The sequence below is a fragment of the Rhizobium sp. Root1220 genome (assembly GCF_001426265.1).
Taxonomy (GTDB): Bacteria; Pseudomonadota; Alphaproteobacteria; order Rhizobiales; family Rhizobiaceae; genus Rhizobium.
In genome coordinates, this window is the sequence record NZ_LMDG01000034.1 from 416433 (window position 1) to 432923 (window position 16491).

The 16491-nt window shown below is 59.6% G+C and carries 14 protein-coding genes, 2 tRNA genes, 1 rRNA gene and 1 pseudogene; 10 read left to right on the forward strand and 8 right to left on the reverse strand.

All coding sequences use genetic code 11. From position 1 onward, the window contains the following. Positions 1-149: 149 nt before the first annotated feature. A complete protein-coding gene (locus ASC90_RS30315; RefSeq protein WP_280138341.1) occupies positions 150-272 on the reverse strand; it encodes a hypothetical protein in 123 nt (40 codons plus the stop codon). 87 nt (positions 273-359) lie between these two features. Then, positions 360-2033 carry a dihydroxy-acid dehydratase gene (gene ilvD, locus ASC90_RS23280; protein ID WP_056545719.1) on the reverse strand — a complete coding sequence of 558 codons (1674 nt, stop codon included), beginning with the start codon at positions 2031-2033 and terminating at the stop codon, positions 360-362. A gap of 529 nt (positions 2034-2562) precedes the next feature. Between ilvD and ASC90_RS23285 the strand changes: the two genes are divergently transcribed. The 8 genes and pseudogenes from ASC90_RS23285 to ASC90_RS23320 all read left to right on the forward strand — a co-directional run bounded on the left by ASC90_RS23285 (position 2563) and on the right by ASC90_RS23320 (position 8095). Further along, positions 2563-2985, forward strand: a complete 423-nt coding sequence (locus tag ASC90_RS23285) for a heme-binding protein (protein ID WP_056545721.1) — start codon at positions 2563-2565, stop codon at positions 2983-2985. Positions 2986-3008: 23 nt separating this feature from the next. Beyond that, complete coding sequence (locus ASC90_RS23290) at positions 3009-4064, forward strand: NAD(P)-dependent alcohol dehydrogenase (protein ID WP_056545722.1); 1056 nt, start codon at positions 3009-3011, stop codon at positions 4062-4064. A gap of 69 nt (positions 4065-4133) precedes the next feature. Beyond that, the gene (locus tag ASC90_RS23295) at positions 4134-4934 is read left to right on the forward strand and encodes a type 1 glutamine amidotransferase domain-containing protein (RefSeq protein WP_056545724.1); all 801 of its coding nucleotides are present in this window, start codon (positions 4134-4136) and stop codon (positions 4932-4934) included. Positions 4935-5036: 102 nt separating this feature from the next. Beyond that, positions 5037-5336, forward strand: a complete 300-nt coding sequence (locus tag ASC90_RS23300) for a putative quinol monooxygenase (RefSeq protein WP_056545824.1) — start codon at positions 5037-5039, stop codon at positions 5334-5336. Between the two features lie 58 nt (positions 5337-5394). Further along, positions 5395-5607: pseudogene (locus ASC90_RS23305) on the forward strand (aldehyde dehydrogenase family protein); the annotation flags it as partial. A 596-nt stretch (positions 5608-6203) separates the two neighbouring features. Beyond that, positions 6204-7439: an MFS transporter gene (locus ASC90_RS23310; protein ID WP_056545729.1), complete on the forward strand. Its 1236-nt coding sequence runs from the start codon at positions 6204-6206 to the stop codon at positions 7437-7439. Positions 7440-7588: 149 nt separating this feature from the next. Then, positions 7589-7771 carry a hypothetical protein gene (locus ASC90_RS23315; RefSeq protein WP_056545730.1) on the forward strand — a complete coding sequence of 61 codons (183 nt, stop codon included), beginning with the start codon at positions 7589-7591 and terminating at the stop codon, positions 7769-7771. Between the two features lie 12 nt (positions 7772-7783). Beyond that, positions 7784-8095: a putative quinol monooxygenase gene (locus ASC90_RS23320; protein ID WP_056545733.1), complete on the forward strand. Its 312-nt coding sequence runs from the start codon at positions 7784-7786 to the stop codon at positions 8093-8095. Here the strand turns inward: ASC90_RS23320 and ASC90_RS23325 are convergent. Next, positions 8092-10974, reverse strand: coding sequence for a winged helix-turn-helix domain-containing protein (locus tag ASC90_RS23325; RefSeq protein ID WP_056545735.1), 2883 nt, complete (start codon positions 10972-10974; stop codon positions 8092-8094). The genes ASC90_RS23320 and ASC90_RS23325 overlap by 4 nt on opposite strands. A gap of 631 nt (positions 10975-11605) precedes the next feature. Then, on the reverse strand, positions 11606-12424 hold the full coding sequence (locus ASC90_RS23330) for an alpha/beta hydrolase (RefSeq protein ID WP_056545738.1): 819 nt from the start codon (positions 12422-12424) through the stop codon (positions 11606-11608). Positions 12425-12601: 177 nt separating this feature from the next. On the opposite strand from ASC90_RS23330, the gene ASC90_RS23335 reads away from it, so the two are divergent. Continuing rightward, positions 12602-13525, forward strand: a complete 924-nt coding sequence (locus tag ASC90_RS23335; protein WP_056545740.1) for a LysR family transcriptional regulator — start codon at positions 12602-12604, stop codon at positions 13523-13525. Between the two features lie 285 nt (positions 13526-13810). On the opposite strand, the gene ASC90_RS23340 is transcribed toward ASC90_RS23335, so the two are convergent. Then, a complete protein-coding gene (locus ASC90_RS23340; protein WP_056545742.1) occupies positions 13811-15262 on the reverse strand; it encodes a sulfatase-like hydrolase/transferase in 1452 nt (483 codons plus the stop codon). Between the two features lie 299 nt (positions 15263-15561). On the opposite strand from ASC90_RS23340, the gene ASC90_RS29490 reads away from it, so the two are divergent. Next, complete coding sequence (locus ASC90_RS29490; RefSeq protein WP_200950938.1) at positions 15562-15816, forward strand: hypothetical protein; 255 nt, start codon at positions 15562-15564, stop codon at positions 15814-15816. Positions 15817-15991: 175 nt separating this feature from the next. On the opposite strand, the gene ASC90_RS23350 is transcribed toward ASC90_RS29490, so the two are convergent. The 3 genes from ASC90_RS23350 to rrf all read right to left on the reverse strand — a co-directional run. Then, positions 15992-16068, reverse strand: a tRNA-Met gene (locus tag ASC90_RS23350). A gap of 22 nt (positions 16069-16090) precedes the next feature. After that, a tRNA-Met gene (locus tag ASC90_RS23355) sits at positions 16091-16167 on the reverse strand. A 218-nt stretch (positions 16168-16385) separates the two neighbouring features. Then, positions 16386-16491, reverse strand: a 5S ribosomal RNA gene (gene rrf / locus ASC90_RS23360); the annotation flags it as partial.

Genomic DNA, 16491 nt, shown 5'->3' on the forward strand with positions numbered 1-16491 from the left:
TTGGACGATCATTCGGCTAGTCAGTGACGATGTAGAGGTGGTAGTCGGGTTCAGACTCGTCGTTAAAAATCCCAAGATGATGGAAGGTGGTGGGTATCAGACCAACTTCCTCTGCAGCCTCCCTGACAAAGGCGGCGACGTCGAAAGCTTCATTCTAGTCGATGTGCCAGCCAATCAAATCCCAGCGTTCCGGGATATTTCTTATGGTCGGCTCGTCGCGCCATCAACACGCGACCGTCTTCGATAAATGCCGCTAGTATGATGGCTGTCATTTGCCCCTCCACAGAACGTGGACCAACGGTGCGAGATTCTTCGGATGACAGCAATTGCCCCCAAGCGACAGCTTGCTGTCCCTGATACTAACCTGTCACAGCTCCCTCATTGGCCGGTCTGACAAGCGCGGCAAATTTAGCCAGCACGCCTGCAGTATATCGGGGTTTCGGTTGTTTCCATTCAGCACGCCGCCGCGAAATTTCTTCGTCTTGCAGATCGAGTTGCAGCAGCTTGCGGTGCGCATCGATGGTGATGGGATCACCTTCGCGAACCAGCGCAATCGTGCCTCCGACAAAAGCTTCCGGGGTGACGTGGCCGACCACCATGCCCCAGGTCCCCCCCGAGAACCGCCCGTCCGTGATCAGCCCCACGCTATCGCCAAGGCCACGGCCGATAATCGCTGCTGTCGGGGCGAGCATTTCCGGCATACCAGGACCACCCTTTGGTCCGAGGTAGCGGAGGACGAGAATATCGCCCGGCTTGATCTTGTCGGACAGAATGGCATCCATTGCTGATTGCTCGTCTTCGAATACGCGTGCTGGGCCAGTAATCACCAGCTTCTTCAGACCGGTGATCTTGGCGACCGCCCCGTCTTCCGCCAGATTGCCTTTGAGGATCGCGAGATGGCCCTCACTATAGAGCGGCGCATCCAGGTTTCTTATGACCTTCTGGTCTGCCCTAGGCTGGTCCGACACCGTCTCCAGTTCTTCAGCGATCGTGCGACCGGTGATGGTCAGGCAGTCACCATGCAGGAGCCCGGCATTGAGCAAGAGTTTCAGCACTTGGGGAATGCCGCCCGCTTGATGCAGATCTACCGCCATGTATTTTCCGGACGGCTTGAGGTCGCAAATAACCGGAACCTTGCGACGAACTCGCTCGAAATCGTCCAGAGACCATTCGACCTCGGCGGCGTGGGCGATCGCCAGGTAGTGCAGGACGGCATTGGTGGAGCCGCCGGTTGCCATGATCAGGGCCACCGCGTTCTCGATGGCATGGCGCGTGACGATATCGCGGGGCGTGATGCCTTTCTTCACGGCTTCGACCAGCACTTTGGCGGAGGAAGCCGCACTCTCGACCTTCTCGTGATCCGGATTGGCCATGTTCGAGGAATAAAGCAGCGACATGCCCAGCGCCTCGAATGACGAACTCATGGTATTGGCCGTGAACATGCCCCCACATGAACCCGTCGAAGGACAGGCATTCCGTTCGATCCCTTCAAAATCTTCCTGGCTGATTTTTCCGGCCATGAACGCGCCCACCGCCTCGAAGGAAGACACCACGGAAAGCTCTTCCCCTTTCCATCTCCCCGGCTTGATCGTGCCGCCGTAAACATAAATCGCCGGAACATTTGCCCGCAGTATCCCGATCATTCCGCCTGGCATATTCTTGTCGCAGCCACCGATGACGAGGACCCCATCCATCCATTGACCCTGAACGGCAGTCTCCACACAATCGGCAATCACCTCGCGGGACACCAGCGAGTACTTCATGCCCTCGGTGCCCATGGACATACCATCAGAAATCGTCGGCGTACCGAAAACCTGGGGATTGGCTCCCGCCACCTTAATCGCCGCGATCGCCGCATCCGCCAATGGTTGTAGTCCCGCATTGCAGGGCGTGATCGTGGAGTGCCCGTTGGCAATGCCGATCATCGGCTTTTCGAAATCGGCTTTCTTATAGCCCAGTGCATAATACATGGCACGATTGGGTGAACGAGCCACCCCTTCGGTAATATGCTTTGACCGATCATTGAAGGGCATCGCATGCCTCCGACCTATGTCCACGTGAACTGACGAGAGAAACATACCATAAGATCGGATGGCTCGTTCTTGTTCCGGCGAGCCTGTAGGACTGTTTTACGCCCTCATCCCGACCATATCTTGTATCCTTGCCGCGTGCCAGCAGCGGTCGTTTCGGTGAACCGGAGACGCAGTCGGCCTGTGTCACAACGCAGTATTGGATCGAAGCTGTTCCCAATGTGTTCTCCCTGTCAGAATTCCACTGATCCGTTTGCTACTAATTGGCTTGGCGGAGCACGACCACGCTGCGTGTCGCCAAGCGATGCGCCCTGTTGTTTTAACCTTTTTTTACCCCCGATGCAGTGCTTTGAATGTTAGCAATGCGGGGAAGCGCTTGGAAGACATCGGCACCGGCGGGCCGGTTGCAAGAAACCGGCCAAGATCGAAATGTTGCCATTCTCGAAATGCTGACCGCGATGACGGTCAGGACGATGAAGTGTGCCTGAGCTGAAACGACTGGAATCTAGATCGAAGCGAAGCGAGAACGACGATGCCACGCTCTCTCAATACCCTGACGCTTTCAGATGCGAAGCGGATGCTCGAGGCGGCCGAAGTAAAGGCGGCAAAGATCGGTATCGCCTACAACATCGCTGTGGTCGACGTTGGTGGGGCTCTCATCGCTTTTGTGCGTCAGGACGGCGCACTGATCGGAAGCATCGATCTCGCCATTCACAAGGCAATGACTGCCCGCATCTTCGACCAGAGCACGGCGGATCTGGCCGGTATGGCGCAACCTCGTGCGCCGCTCTTCGGGATCGAGCAGAGCAACGCAGGAAATGTCGTCATCTTCGGCGGCGGCCTGCCGGTTAGGTTCAGTGGTGAGATTGTCGGCGCGGTCGGCGCGAGTGCCGGAACGATCGAGCAGGATATTGCCGTGGCGGAAGCCGCGGTCGCGACCCTCAATGGCGTTTGAACGATCAAAAAAGGGAGAAGCAAATGAAAGCGGCACGTATCCTTGCTTATAATAAACCGCTCGTTTTCGAGGACATACCGGTTCCCGACATCCAGCCCGACGAAGTTCTTGTCAAAGTCGCGGCATGCGGAATGTGCAGGTCGGATGTACTCCTGGTCGATGGTTTCTTCCAGGGCTATGGCGATATTCCGCCGCCGGTCATCCCCGGCCACGAGATCACCGGAACGATCGAGAAGATCGGCAGCGCCGTTGCGAAGGCGGCGGGCATCGAAGAGGGCGACCACGTCGTCGTTGCGCCAGGATGGGGCGACGGGACCTGCCGCCATTGCCAGGTTGGGAATACCCAGATCTGCGCGAACGTGCGCTGGCCGGGGTTCGGCACCTATGGCGGGTTCGCGGAGTATATTCCGGTCCCGGCACGATATGTTATCAAGGTTGCGAAGCACCTGAAGTTCGAGGAGCTTGCTCCTCTAACCGATGCGGGACTTACGCCGTATCGCGCCCTCAAGAAGATGCGTGACGCCGGTGGGCTCGGACCTGATAGGGTGATCGGCATATTCGGCGTTGGCGGCCTCGGCGCCTATGCGGTTCAGTATGCCAAACTGCTTGGCGCCGGTGCGACCGTCGTCGCATTTGCCCGCAATCTAGACAAGCTGACGGTCGCAAAAAAATATGGCGCCGACCACATCATATCCGTGAAGGACAAGTCTGCCCCCGATGTCGGCAAGGAGCTGAAGAAGGCCACAGGGCAGGACAAACTTGATGCGATCATGGATTGCGTCGGCGCGCCGGAGATGATGCAAATGGGATTCGCACTGCTTGCGATCAGCGGCCACTATGCCGACGTCGGCTTCGTGGGTGATCGTATCGACGTCCCGTTGTTCCCGCGGGTGTCGGGCGAGCAGACCTTTCACGGGTCTTTCTGGGGCAACAATGCGGATCTCAGCGAGGTCATGGCGCTCGCCACGGCAGGCAAGATCCAACACACCATCAAGACCATCGGCTTCGAAGAGATCAACGAATATCTGGATCTCCTGCGAGATAACCAGGTCGTCGGGCGGGCGGTCGTGACGTTTTGATCTGCGTGCCGCCTTCGCTATCATCTGCCAGATCGCAGCTTTTTCATCAACTGAACTTAGGAGGATACAATGAGTAAGGGAAAAGTGCTTATTGTCGGCTCGAATGCCACTCGTATCGAGATTCAGGGCGGCGGCACAGGACCGACCGGCCAATACCTCAACGAGACGGTGGTGCCGGCAATGGCCCTCGTCGACGCCGGATACGAGGTCGTGCTGGCCACTCCGGCTGGCACCAAGCCGTATATCGATCCTGTGTCGGACGCGGCCCAGCATTTCGACGGCGATGAAGCCGCCCACAAGCGCGGCCGCGCCTTCTTCGAAGAGAATCCCGGAATGAAGAACGTCCGGACACTGAGATCGGTGATCGAGGAAGGGCTCGATGGCTATGCAGGCGTATTCGTGCCTGGCGGTCAGGCCCCGGTCGTCGATCTCATGCAGGACGGTGATCTCGGTGAAATCCTGCGCCACTTCCATGCCCGCAAGAAGCCCACCGCGTTCCTCTGCCACGGACCGATCGCTTCGCTCGCCGCCTTGCCAAAGGCAAAGGAATATCGGGCTGCCCTGATTGCCGGCGACATGGCGAAGGCATCCCAACTGGGGGCGGGCTGGCAATATTCGGGATACAAGATGACGGTATTTTCGGCGAGTGAGGAGAAGCCGATCGAAGAGCATGTCCTTCACGGCAAGCTCTATTTCAACATGCCGGAAGCCTTGCATATAGCGGGCGGTGACGTCAGCACCACCCCGGTCGATTTCGCGCCACATGTCATCGAGGATCGGGAGTTGATCACCGGCCAGAACCCGCGGTCGGATCATCCGCTTGGCGCAAAGTTGGTCGCAGCCCTCAACCGGGCGACCGTGCCGGCTTGAGCGGAGGTGCTATGGAAGGGCCGCGCGTCCTTTCATAGCACCGCATTGGCGAAATCCCGCCTCGTCCGCTCGTACGAACTGCTTTCCGTCAGGAGCATTGCCATGACCCAATCGCCAGCCAAGATTACCGCCGTCCTGACCGCACAACCAGGCAAAGGAGCCGATTTGCGGACGCTGCTCGTCGGCATGGCGCCGCATTGCAGGGCGGAACCCGGCAATCTGCGCTGGGATGTTTGGCGTGACCCGAAACAGACCGATTGCTACGTGCTGGACGAGCTTTACCTGAACGCTGGCGCGGTCGAAGCGCATCGTAAAACACGGCACTATCAGGACTACCTCGCTCGGATCCCCGAGCTGGCCGACCGGACGGCGTGGGTGCTGGAGGCCGTGGAAGTGGAATGATCCGCCGTTTGGCGGGCTGCATTTTGCTGCTGTCATGGCGAGAAATTGGAGGAAGACGATGATCGAGGTCGTGCAAGCCTTCGACCGCGCACATATTGCCGAACTGCCGACAGACGATGCCGCGGCGCTGGAACGGAAGTTGGCAGCGGCGCAGGCCCGGTTCAGGGACCGGGCCGGCTGGCTGCAGCCGCACCAGCGGATTGCGGTTCTCCGCAAGCTCGCTGGGCTTGTCGAAAAGAGCCGCGAGGCGTTCGCGATGCTGATCGCGCGTTAAGGTGGAAAACCTATTCGGACGCACTGGTCGAGACGAGTCGGCCACGGCAACGCCGCTCTGCTGCGTCCAACTCGTCATGCCTTTTGCCGGCCGCCGCGAGTCGGGACACGGTGTCGGTGGCATTCCGTTTACGGCGGCGGAAATGACCGCGGAAAAAATGATCGTCTTCAAACGGTAAAGTCGGCCGCATCCTGGGATGGGCGCTTTCGTCCGGCCGGCCTCGGAATGCATCATTCCGCCTTCCTAGCCGGATGAATACCGGAGAAGCACGCTCTCCTTCCAGGCGATATTCGGACATCCACTTTCTCCGATTTTGGTCAGGGCCCCAGCGGAGCAAAGCTGAACGCCTAATAGGACGGTGCGAAGGGTTCCTTGAGAATCTACGGCAGCAGCCTCAGCAGGGCTCCGCGCGAGCAGGTCCAAGACCTGCACCTGGGATCATCGGCCTATTTTCGCTGCCGGCCGGCTGCGTCCGCTGGTCTTAGGATTGTTGTTGACCTTGCATGGGTTGCTGAAAGAGATACGTTGCGCATACCTGTCAGCGCATTGGTGCGATTGCCCGAACTACCGTTTCCGGCGAAAGGAAGTCTTTGGTGAAAGGAACTGACTTCGCCGAGTTCAGGAACGGCTGGCAGATAGTTCTGGCTGCCCTTCTTGGAACGGCTTTGGGCCTGCCTGCCATTCCGTTCTACACGATCGGCGTCTTCGCGCCGATCTTCGCGAAAGAATTCGGCTGGTCGTTCACTGCAATTTTTGGCGGCCTGTCGTTGTTGGCCGGTTCAGTGCTGATTATAGGGCCATTTTTCGGGACGTTGGTCGATAAGTTCGGCGCGCGCTTGGTGGCAGCGACCTCCCTGCCGTGCCTGGGCCTGAGCTATATGACGCTCGCGGCATCGAACGGCTCGATCGGACAATATTATCTCTCGTGGCTGGCTATCGCGATCTTCGGGTTGGGAGCGACGCCGGTCGTCTTCACGCGAGTGATCAACAGTGCGTTCGAGGAGCGCCGGGGTCTTGCCCTTGGCATCGCGTTGTCCGGCGCGGGCGTGTTCGCCTTCGTCGTGAAGCCGCTGGCTCAATTGTTGATCGAGACCGGCGGGTGGCGTGTCGCGATCCTCATAGTGGGCGCGATGCCGATGCTCATCGCATGTCCGATCGTACTTTGGGGCTTTGCCGGATTGCGCAGCAGGAATGTCGACGCGGGACCAGCGCCGAGGAAGGCGTCGGAAGGCATGACTGCACGTGAGGCGTTCCGCTCGCGCTCGTTCTGGCTTCTGGCCATCGTCTTCATCCCTATGTCGCTGGCCGTCGCGGCGCCGTTGCCCAACATCGAGAACATACTTCGCTCGCTGCGCCTGTCGTCAACAGAAGTCGTCCAGCTCGCCTCGCTCGTCGGAATAGCGGCTGTAGCCGGTCGGCTGCTTGGCGGCGTTCTGGTCGACAGGTTTTGGGCGCCCGCGGTTGGCACGGTCATATTGACGCTGGGCGCGGTCGCCTGCCTTATCCTTTCGCTGGACGATGTGAGCTTCTTCATGGCTTGCATCGCCATTCTATTGCTCGGGCTTGCGTCTGGAGTGGAATTCGACTTGATGGCTTATCTGGTCTCCCGCTATCTCGGGATGCGGAGCTACGCCACCACCTATGCAACGTTGTACGGCATCTTCGTGGTAGGCGCGTTCGTAGGGCCCAGCCTGTTTGGCTACGCGTTCGACCGCACGGGCAGCTATTCCGGAATCCTCGCGGCCTGCGCGGTGCTGCTCATCGGTGGCGCGACAACGGTTCTTTTCCTAGGGCCTTATCCGATCCGGAAAACCCAGCCTTTCGCGTAATGCCGCCATACCGATCCCGGCCGTTACGACCACTTCGGTTTTTACCTCTTTTAACCAGCCGTCCCGCAGTCGCCACGATATCATCCCCGTGGTTCCTCGGACGGCTCGGCTTCGGCCCACCTTCCACGGCGAAACATCAGGGGGCTTTGATGAGCAAGGGGAAAGTGGTGATACTGGGTTTGAACGCGACTTGGATCGAGACGAAAGGCGGCTGTTGGGGTGTTACTGGTCAATACCTCAACGAGACCGTCGTCCCGACGATGGCTTTGATCGGGGCCGGCTCCAAGGTCGTGCTCGCGACCCCGAACGTCGACGTCGCGCCGCAAGATTGAAGGGCTTCGTCCATGTCATTGCATGTCAAGATCATGGCCACCCTGGTTGCCAGGCCGGGCAAAGCCGGAGAGCTTGAGGCACTGCTCTTCGGCATGGCACCCTACTGCAGGATGGAGCCGGGCAATCTACGATGGGATGTCTGGCGGGATCAGGCGAAAGCTGATCGCTATGTTCTGGATGAACTCTATATCGACAACGCTGCGGTGGCCGCGCACCGCGAGACGCCACATTTTAAAAAATACCTGTCCAGCATCCATGACCTCGCCCAGCGCAGCGCCTTTGTCCTCGAACCTGCGCTGGTCGCGAACAAGAACGGCAGCTAGAGTCCAGTGCGCAGGGCGATGTTACGCCGCCCGAGAGCTTCGAGCAGTTGACGCGCCTTCACCACGTTCATGCAGGGTAGTACGTCATCGAACTCGGCGCATACTGTCGAAAGCAGTTCGGCCGCCGCCGCGTGCCGGTCGGCGTCCGCCCATAGTTCAGCTAAGGCCGTCGTCGCCCGAAGCCGGAAGAAGAGCGAACCGCTTTCCCTCGCGGTTTCTGCGGCAAGCAGCAGGGTTTCCGAGGCACCTGAAAGATCGCCGTCCAGTCGCTGCAGCATCCCGCGCACACGCAACAGCTCTGGCCGGGACCAGTGTTCGCCCTGTCGGTCGGCACGGTCTAAGGCGGCGCTCAGGCTGTCGCGGGCGAGCGCGATTCGCCCATGGCGCAATGAGGCTTCCGCGAGGATGGTGAGATAGATCGGCACCCTAACGAGGAAATTGTTGGCGATGAGTTGCTCCATTGCGAGCCGCATCGTGTCGACCCCTTCGGAGTCGCCGTCCATACTCCCGACGGCGCCCTCGTAGAAACGACAGACCGGTCTCCAGATGGAGATTTCACGCAGCTTAAGATTGCGGGCAAGCGCCGTAACATGCAAGCGTGCGATCTCGATCTCCCCGGACCAAAAGGCGATAGGTAGGGCCGCCTGGGCCAAAGCGTTGGAGTGCGAGACCGCATGGTCGAGCGCGAGGCTATGGTCGAGCGCATCCTGGAGCGCCGCCGTCGCCTCGCCGCGATCTCCCACTACCCAGGCCGTTATCGCCAATGCCACCCGGATAGACACGAACCGGTCGATCTGGAAGCGGGCGACGCCCGAGCGCTTCGCGGTGGTCGCATGGTCGCGCGCGAGCCGCTTCAGGTCATAGTGCGCGCGCCGGACATCGCCACGATAGAAGACGGCCGTCAGCCTGACCCGTTCTCCTTCCGCGACAGCCCGCCGGTCATCTTCCCGGCCGGCAAGTTGGGCGAACTGCCCAAGCGTCGCGATCGCCTGCCGGTGCCGCCCGGTAAAGCTCTGCAATATGCCAAGGCCCCACAAGGTGCGAAGCTGATAATCGACATTGTCGATCTCGCGCGCCAGTCGGTTGGCTTCCGTCCACGCCGCATCGGCCTCTGGACCGAGATGATCGGAGAAATTGAGGCCTGAGGCATAGGACGCGATGAGCTTCATCTTGACGGCGGGGTTGCAGCGCGACAGGGCTTCCGCGGATTGCAGCGCCCGTTCGACACGTCGCCGGCTTTCGGCGACGGTCGACAATTCGTCCCAAAGCGGGATTGCGGCGCTGGTGAGGCGCACACCGACCTCGGGTTGTGCGCCATCGCCAAACGTCCAATCGACCGCCTTGCGCAAATCGTTCGTTCGCGGTGCGTAGGAGGCGGTCCATTCGTTCCTCGGTCGCCATTGCCACTCCGCCTCGGCTCGCTCGAACAGCCGGAGAAGATAGCGCGCGTGGCTGGATCGCGCGTCGGCGGCTTCTCCACTCCTGTCCAGCCGCTCAGCCACGAAGCAGCGTGTGCTGTCGAGCAGACGATAGCGTGGACCCCCGGCGTCGTGCACGGCCGACAAAAGCGATTTCGCCGCTAGACTTTCCGTGCAGGTCGCGATCTCCTCGATGCTTCGGCCGATGTGGTCCGTCACGCCGATAACATCGAAGAGAGAGAAACTCGCCGAGAAAACCGACAGGAGGCGCAGAAGGCGGGCCTCATCCTTGGACAGGAGCTGATAGCTCCAGTCCAAGGTCGCGAGCAACGTTTGGTGTCGTGGGGGAGTTCCACCGGAACTGGCGACGAGCGGCTCGAAACTGTGTTCGAGAAGACCGAGCAGGGTTGCCGGTTTCAAAGCCGGCAACCGCGACGCGGCGAGTTCGATTGCAAGCGCAATTCCGTCGAGACGTCTGCATATGGCCGCCACGACAGGCCCGTCCGCGTCATCGAGTTGGTAGCCGCAAGCCTCGTTTGCCCGCCGAACGAAGAGCTGGACGGCGGGGAAGGTCAGGGCTCCCGTTCGGTTCTCGCCGCTGTGCTCGTCTGGATACGGGAGCGGGGACAAGCGATAGGCGCTCTCCGACCGCGATCGAAGCGGCTCCCGGCTCGTGGCGATGATGTGAAGACCCGGAAGCGCCAGCGTCAGGTGTTCCGCAATCGCCGAGGCGGTGCTGAGAACGTGCTCGCAGTTGTCGAGCACGAGCAGCATTTCGTGACCGTGCAATGCCTCGACGATACCGGCAAGCGTATTCGCCCATTTGCCGCCGATGCCCAGCGACGCCGCTATCGTCGCGTCTACAAGCTGAGGATCGCCGATGGCGGCGAGATCCACGAAACAAACACCGTCCCGATATTGGTCCAGAAGGCTTCTTGCCGCAGCGACGGCGACCGTCGTCTTGCCGACCCCCGCAGGTCCGACAACAGTCAGCAACCGGCTTTCCGGAAGCCTGCCAGCAAGCTCCGCGACGACGTCGTCGCGACCGACGACGTGGGGCAGGCGAGGCAACTCGCGGGTGGAAGCATTGGCCGGATCGAAGGAGTGTTGCGGTTGATCTCCTCCATAGGTGCGCAGCGGCGCAACGAAGCGGTAGCCGCGCCCGGTCACGGTGGCAATGCACGATAGGCCTGAAGCCGTTCGTGGAAGAGCACGGCGCAGCGCCGCTATGTTGACCTTCAGGTTGCCCTGGTGAACGAAGGTGTCCGGCCAGGCGAAACTCATCAGTTCGTCCTTGCCGACGACTTCGCCCGGGTGGCTGACGAGCACGTGGAGCAGATCGAGAGCCCGACTTCCTACACGCAACGGGTTGTCGCGAAGCATCAGCAGTTGCCGGTCCGGAATGAACCGATAGTCACCGAAGCAATATGTCTTACCGTCTGGTCTGCCGGACCGTTCCATGCACCCTCAAATCACTCCGCGTGAACGTGCTGTTCCGAGTTGCATTTGGCCGAACATATTCAAGGCTCAATCTAGTGAGCTTTGCCGGCCCGCGAATTTACCCTCTTTTCATCCCAGCGTCATCCACCCGTGTGTTAGCTAGGCAAGGCTTGAAAGTTTACAAGTCTCAGTGCGATGAGCCTGGGATCTGCACCTGGAACCATTGCGAGAGATCGGGAATTATGTCCGCGGCCGGAAGGCGGCTTCCACATGTGGGATTACTTACGGCCGCTCGACAGTAACGCCAGCCTGAAGTTACCTATAGGCCGGAAGCCGAAAAACGAGCCTATAACGAGCACTTCGGAAGCTGGAGGTACTTCAGACATTAAATCGACGGACACCCCCGCTCTTAATTCCTAGATGTCGAAGCCGAGACACCGAGCCATTTCGGCCGGTGGAGTATTCGGTCACCGCCACGAAAAATGTAAGAGCGACACGTTGCATCTTTCCCTACGCACCAAGCAAATTGCCACTGTCGGAAGCACCCTCGGGGAACGCTCCACGTACCAGCACCAACAGGTGTCACCCGGCACTGCCGGGTGACAGATCGTCCGGCCGACGTTGGATGAAGGCCGCGGTCCGGTCGATGTCGTCAAGACCTGATGAACGAGAGCAGGTCGGGGTTAAGGACATCTGCATGTGTGGTCAGCATGCCATGGGGGTAGCCCGGATAGGTCTTCAGCGACCCGTTCTTGAGCAGGTCGACCGCACGCGGCACGGAACTTGCGAAGGGGACGACTTGATCGGCCTCGCCATGCATCACCAGCACCGGCACGGTGATCTTCTTGAGGTCTTCGGTATAATCTTCCAGCCAAGAGTCGACAGTCGCGTAGTGAGCCAGGGCACCACCGGCCATGCCCTGGCGCCACCAGTTCGCAATGATCGCCTCCGAAGGTTCGGCCCCGTCGAGGTTGTAACCGTAGAACGGGTTCTCGGGGACGAACCGGAAGAACTGCGACCGGTTGCCCAGCACGCCCGCGCGGATCGCTTCGAACCACTCCTGCGGTTGACCGGACGGGTTTTCCTCGCTCCGGTACATGTTTGGCGTCAGGGAAGCGACCAGTACCGCCTTCGCGACGCGCGCCGGGTGGCGGGCGACATAGCGAGCCACCTCACCGCCACCTGTGGAGTGGCCGATGTGGATCGCGTCGCGCAGGTTGAGGTGCTCGGTCAGGGCCGCGAGGTCGGCAACCCAGTGGTCCATGTCGTTGCCGGTGCCGGGCTGGTCGGACCGGCCATGGCCGCGCCGGTCGTGGGCAATCACCCGGTAGCCGTGGCGAAGGAAGAAGGTCATCTGGGCGTCCCAATCGTCCGCCGACAGTGGCCAGCCGTGGCTGAAAACGATCGGCTGACCTGAGCCCCAGTCCTTGTAGACGATGTTTACGCCGTCCGTGGTCGTGATTGTAGGCATCGTATCGCTCCATCTGCCTGTTAAACATTCCCTTTGGAATACAGTTGATTGCGAAATACCTCCGGTGAGGCCTGTTCGATCATATCCCAAAATTGCGACGTTGATTAAATTCCCCCTTTATCAAAGACAAATACCTTGTACGTTCGAGCTATGCCTTGAAAGTATAGCGAGGACCCGATGGAACTGAGGCATTTGCGCTATTTTGTTGCTGTTGCGGAAGAGGGAAGCTTACTGACTGCAGCCGAGCGGCGGCTACACACTTCCCAGCCCTCACTCAGCAGGCAAATTCGCGATCTGGAAACCGAAATCGGTGTAAAACTGCTGGAACGGCAGCCGCGCGGCGTGACGCTCACCGCCGCCGGTAAAGTGTTTCTTGATCACGCGCGGCTGGCGTTATTGCAAGTCGAGGCGGCTGCGGAAGGGGCACGGCGGGCAGAACGGCCGGAAAAGCAGTCGTTCGTTATCGGTTTTCTCGCAGGACAAGAGGTTGTGTGGCTACCCCATGCATTGCGCATTATTCGTGAGGAAGCGCCGGAGGTTGAAATCATACTGTCCAGTCAGTCTTCCCCGGACCTTGCTCTGGCACTGATGCGAGGCAAGCTGGACGTCGCTTTCCTTCGCCCCGAGACGCAGAGTGTTGGTGTGTCCTTCAAGTTTTTAGCCAAGGAGCCGCTGATCGCCGTATTGCCGGCGGACCATCGCTTGACGTCGCGCAAAAAGATCCGGCCGCAGGACCTTGCACGCGAAACTTACGTCAGTTCGGCTAGAATTTCTCCCGTATTGCAATCCGTGATCCAGGATTACGCGTCGAACGTTGGGATCACACTAAAGGCAGAGTACGAAGGTGAAGGCCTACCATCAGCAATGTCGCTCGTCGTGTCCACAGGTGGAATAACGCTTATTCCGCTCTATGCGCAAAACATGCTGACGCCAAATGTCGTTGCTAGAGCACTTGAGGGTGTGCCTCCGACAATTGATCTCACCTTAGGATACAACGATTCGAACTCCTCTCCTTTGCTCCGCCGATTTTTGTCTCGTTCTGATGAATTAGTCGCCAACGTACAAAATCAGAGCATCATCCGCTATGCTGAAGTTCCATAGTAGAGATCACACTCATGCGATTTCTGCTTCCTGATAGCGGAAGGCACGGCCTGCGCGGGCGTCGGCGCGCGTTCTCGCCCAAAGATCCGGATCAATCAGGACAATGTCAGTCAATATTCGCCAGGCCCTCGACACTCGTAGTCACTCCCTGAACAAGGAGCCGGCCAAAAGCCACGTCCGCTATAGCCAAACTCTTGCCAATTGCGGTTATTCCGGAATCGGCGCCTTTGTGGTCTTTCCTACGCACCATTTTTGATGTTGCGTAGACCGCTCCCCGTCGGCGGTTCAGTCCCCAAGGCTGAACAACAGCGAAGGATCGGCGGTGACCGGCGGTGAGACGAACGTCAAACGCACCGCTTCCATGAGAAGAAGGGGCGGCCGCATTTCGCCGGCAAGCTCCGTCACCCGACCTTGCAGTTCGCGGACCTTGTCCGGATTGTTGCCGGCAAGATTGGTCGTCTCGGATTTATCCTTGGAAAGGTCAAATAGCTCGATGCTTTGAGGCAACGACGCCTTCCATACCAGTTTCCAATCGCCGCTGCGCACAGCTCCCGCCATTGGATCGACGTTGTAAACGACCTCCTGGCGCGGAGAGGGTCGACCCTCGCTGATCGTTGCCCATAGGTCCATGCCGTCAAGCGGCTTGTTGTGGTCGAGCTTGGCTCCGGCAAGGGCAGCGAGCGTCGGATACATGTCGACGACATGGATCATGCCTTCGACCACGCCCGGTTTGATTTTCCCGGGCCAGTTGGCCAGCGCCACCACGCGTGTGCCGCCTTCATACAGGGTTCCCTTTCCGTCGCGGTAAGGTCCGTTGTCGGCGGGAAGTCCACCCGACACCTTGCTGTCGCCGGCAAATAGCGAACTTCTCACGCCGCCATTGTCGCTATGAAAGACGATGATGGTATCGTCGCGCATGCCGCGCTTGTCCAGCGCCGCGACCACCTTGCCGATGCCATCGTCCATCACCGAAATCATTGCCGCATAGGCCCTGCGGTTCTCATCCTCGATGTCTTTGTAACGATCGAGGTACTCCTGGGGTGCCTGGAAAGGCGTGTGCGGCGCGGTGAATGCCAGGTAGAGAAACAGCGGGCTGTCGGCATCGTGCCGTTCGATCACGCGTGCGGCCTCGTCGCCGAACAGGCTATTGTCGAAGCCGTGCTCCTCGAGCGGCTTGTTGTTTCGGTACCAGTCCTTGACGCCGTGAGACGAGTGCTTGAAGTGATCGATTTCGCCGACCAGTGCGCCGTAGAAGGAATCGAAGCCGCGCTGCCGCGGCCAATATTCAGGCTTGGCATGACCGAGATGCCATTTACCGACAAGCGCCGTCCTGTAGCCGGCGTCCTTGAGGGTCTGCGGCAGGAGATATTCGTCGAGCGGCACCCCGTACGTACCCGCCGCGGGAATGACGCCGGTCTGCAAGCCATATCGCAAAGGATAACGCCCTGTCATGAAGGCGGCTCGCGTCGGCGTACACATCGGTTGAACATAGAACTGCTCGAAACGCGCACCCTCTTTTGCCAGCCTGTCGATATGCGGAGTCTTGATATCGGAACCTTGAAAGCCGGCATCGCGCCAACCCATATCGTCGGCGATAATATATACGATGTTCGGTCTCGCCACCTGAGCGGAAGCCGGTCCCGTCGCCGCGAGACCGCCCAGCAGTCCCGCCGTCAACGCCAGACCAGACGCTGCAAACGCCGCACTGCTCTTCAAGATTTGTCGGCGGGATTTCATATTGCTCTCTCCCTCCCCAGCGGCAATGTATGCCCAAAAGCCATGTCCAGGGTCCCTCACTCGCCCTGGTGGACTTATGGCCCAGACTATGTACCAGCGCGGTGTTCTAGCAAGCTCGTCTTTCGAGGGAGGAATCGCTTCAAACGACGCGGCTTTTCGAGGGTGTCTGCGCATCCTCAATGACAGCCTGTAGGGCGTTGCCCTCATCGCTGGCGTTCTCTGTCGGCCCATCCTGATCCGCTCTTCTAACATTCGCCATGAACCGTTGGCGCGCCCAACCACACAAATCAAGGTGAGGGTTGTCGGTCTGCACGGGCGAAGGGCGAGATTGTGCAGGCATCTTCAAACCCTATGCCGTCGGGATGTGGCCGCGTGACATTGCACAATCCTCGATCAGGGAGTGGCGCGATGCCGCGATCCGCGGCCACGTCAGTCGTGGGTCCGGTATCCTCAACAACGAGACCTGCATCGGACGCATGGTCTGGAACAAACGCAACTATCGCAATCCCCATACGGGACCGAGGACCGCTTGCGTCAACGATGCCGGCGAGTGAGTGCTGGCGGAGGCGCCGGCCAAAGCGGCAACGATCCTGGAGAAGCAGTTCGAGGCGCTCAAGCAGCACGATTATCTGGAGAAGATGACGGAGCAGAAACAAAAAAAGCTCCTCGACGCTTACGCGGAGGAGCTTTTTGTGAAGCGACTTGAATGGCAAAATATACAAGTTTCGTTGGTTGCGGGGGCAGGATTTGAACCTGCGGCCTTCAGGTTATGAGCCTGACGAGCTACCGGGCTGCTCCACCCCGCGTTACCAGGTTTNCAAGTTTCGTTGGTTGCGGGGGCAGGATTTGAACCTGCGGCCTTCAGGTTATGAGCCTGACGAGCTACCGGGCTGCTCCACCCCGCGTTACCAGGTTTTTGCCGTAAGGCAAAATACCGAACCCGACGAGCCGCTTGCGGCTTGTCGTGCTACCGGGGCGACTGCTTGCAGTCGCTCCCGTTCGACGTTTCCGTCGTCTGTTCCGCTCTTCTTGCCCCTTATAGCAGAAAGGACCGCTTTAGGCGGCCCTTTTTGTTTCGGCTGGGCCGAAGAAGTGTGATGAGAAGATTTGTTGCGTTTYGCAGACCTGGCAGCGACCGACTCTCCCGCGTCTTAAGACGAAGTACCATAGGCGCTGGGGCGTTTCACGGCCGTGTTCGGAATGGGAACGGGTGCAGCCGCCCCGCCATA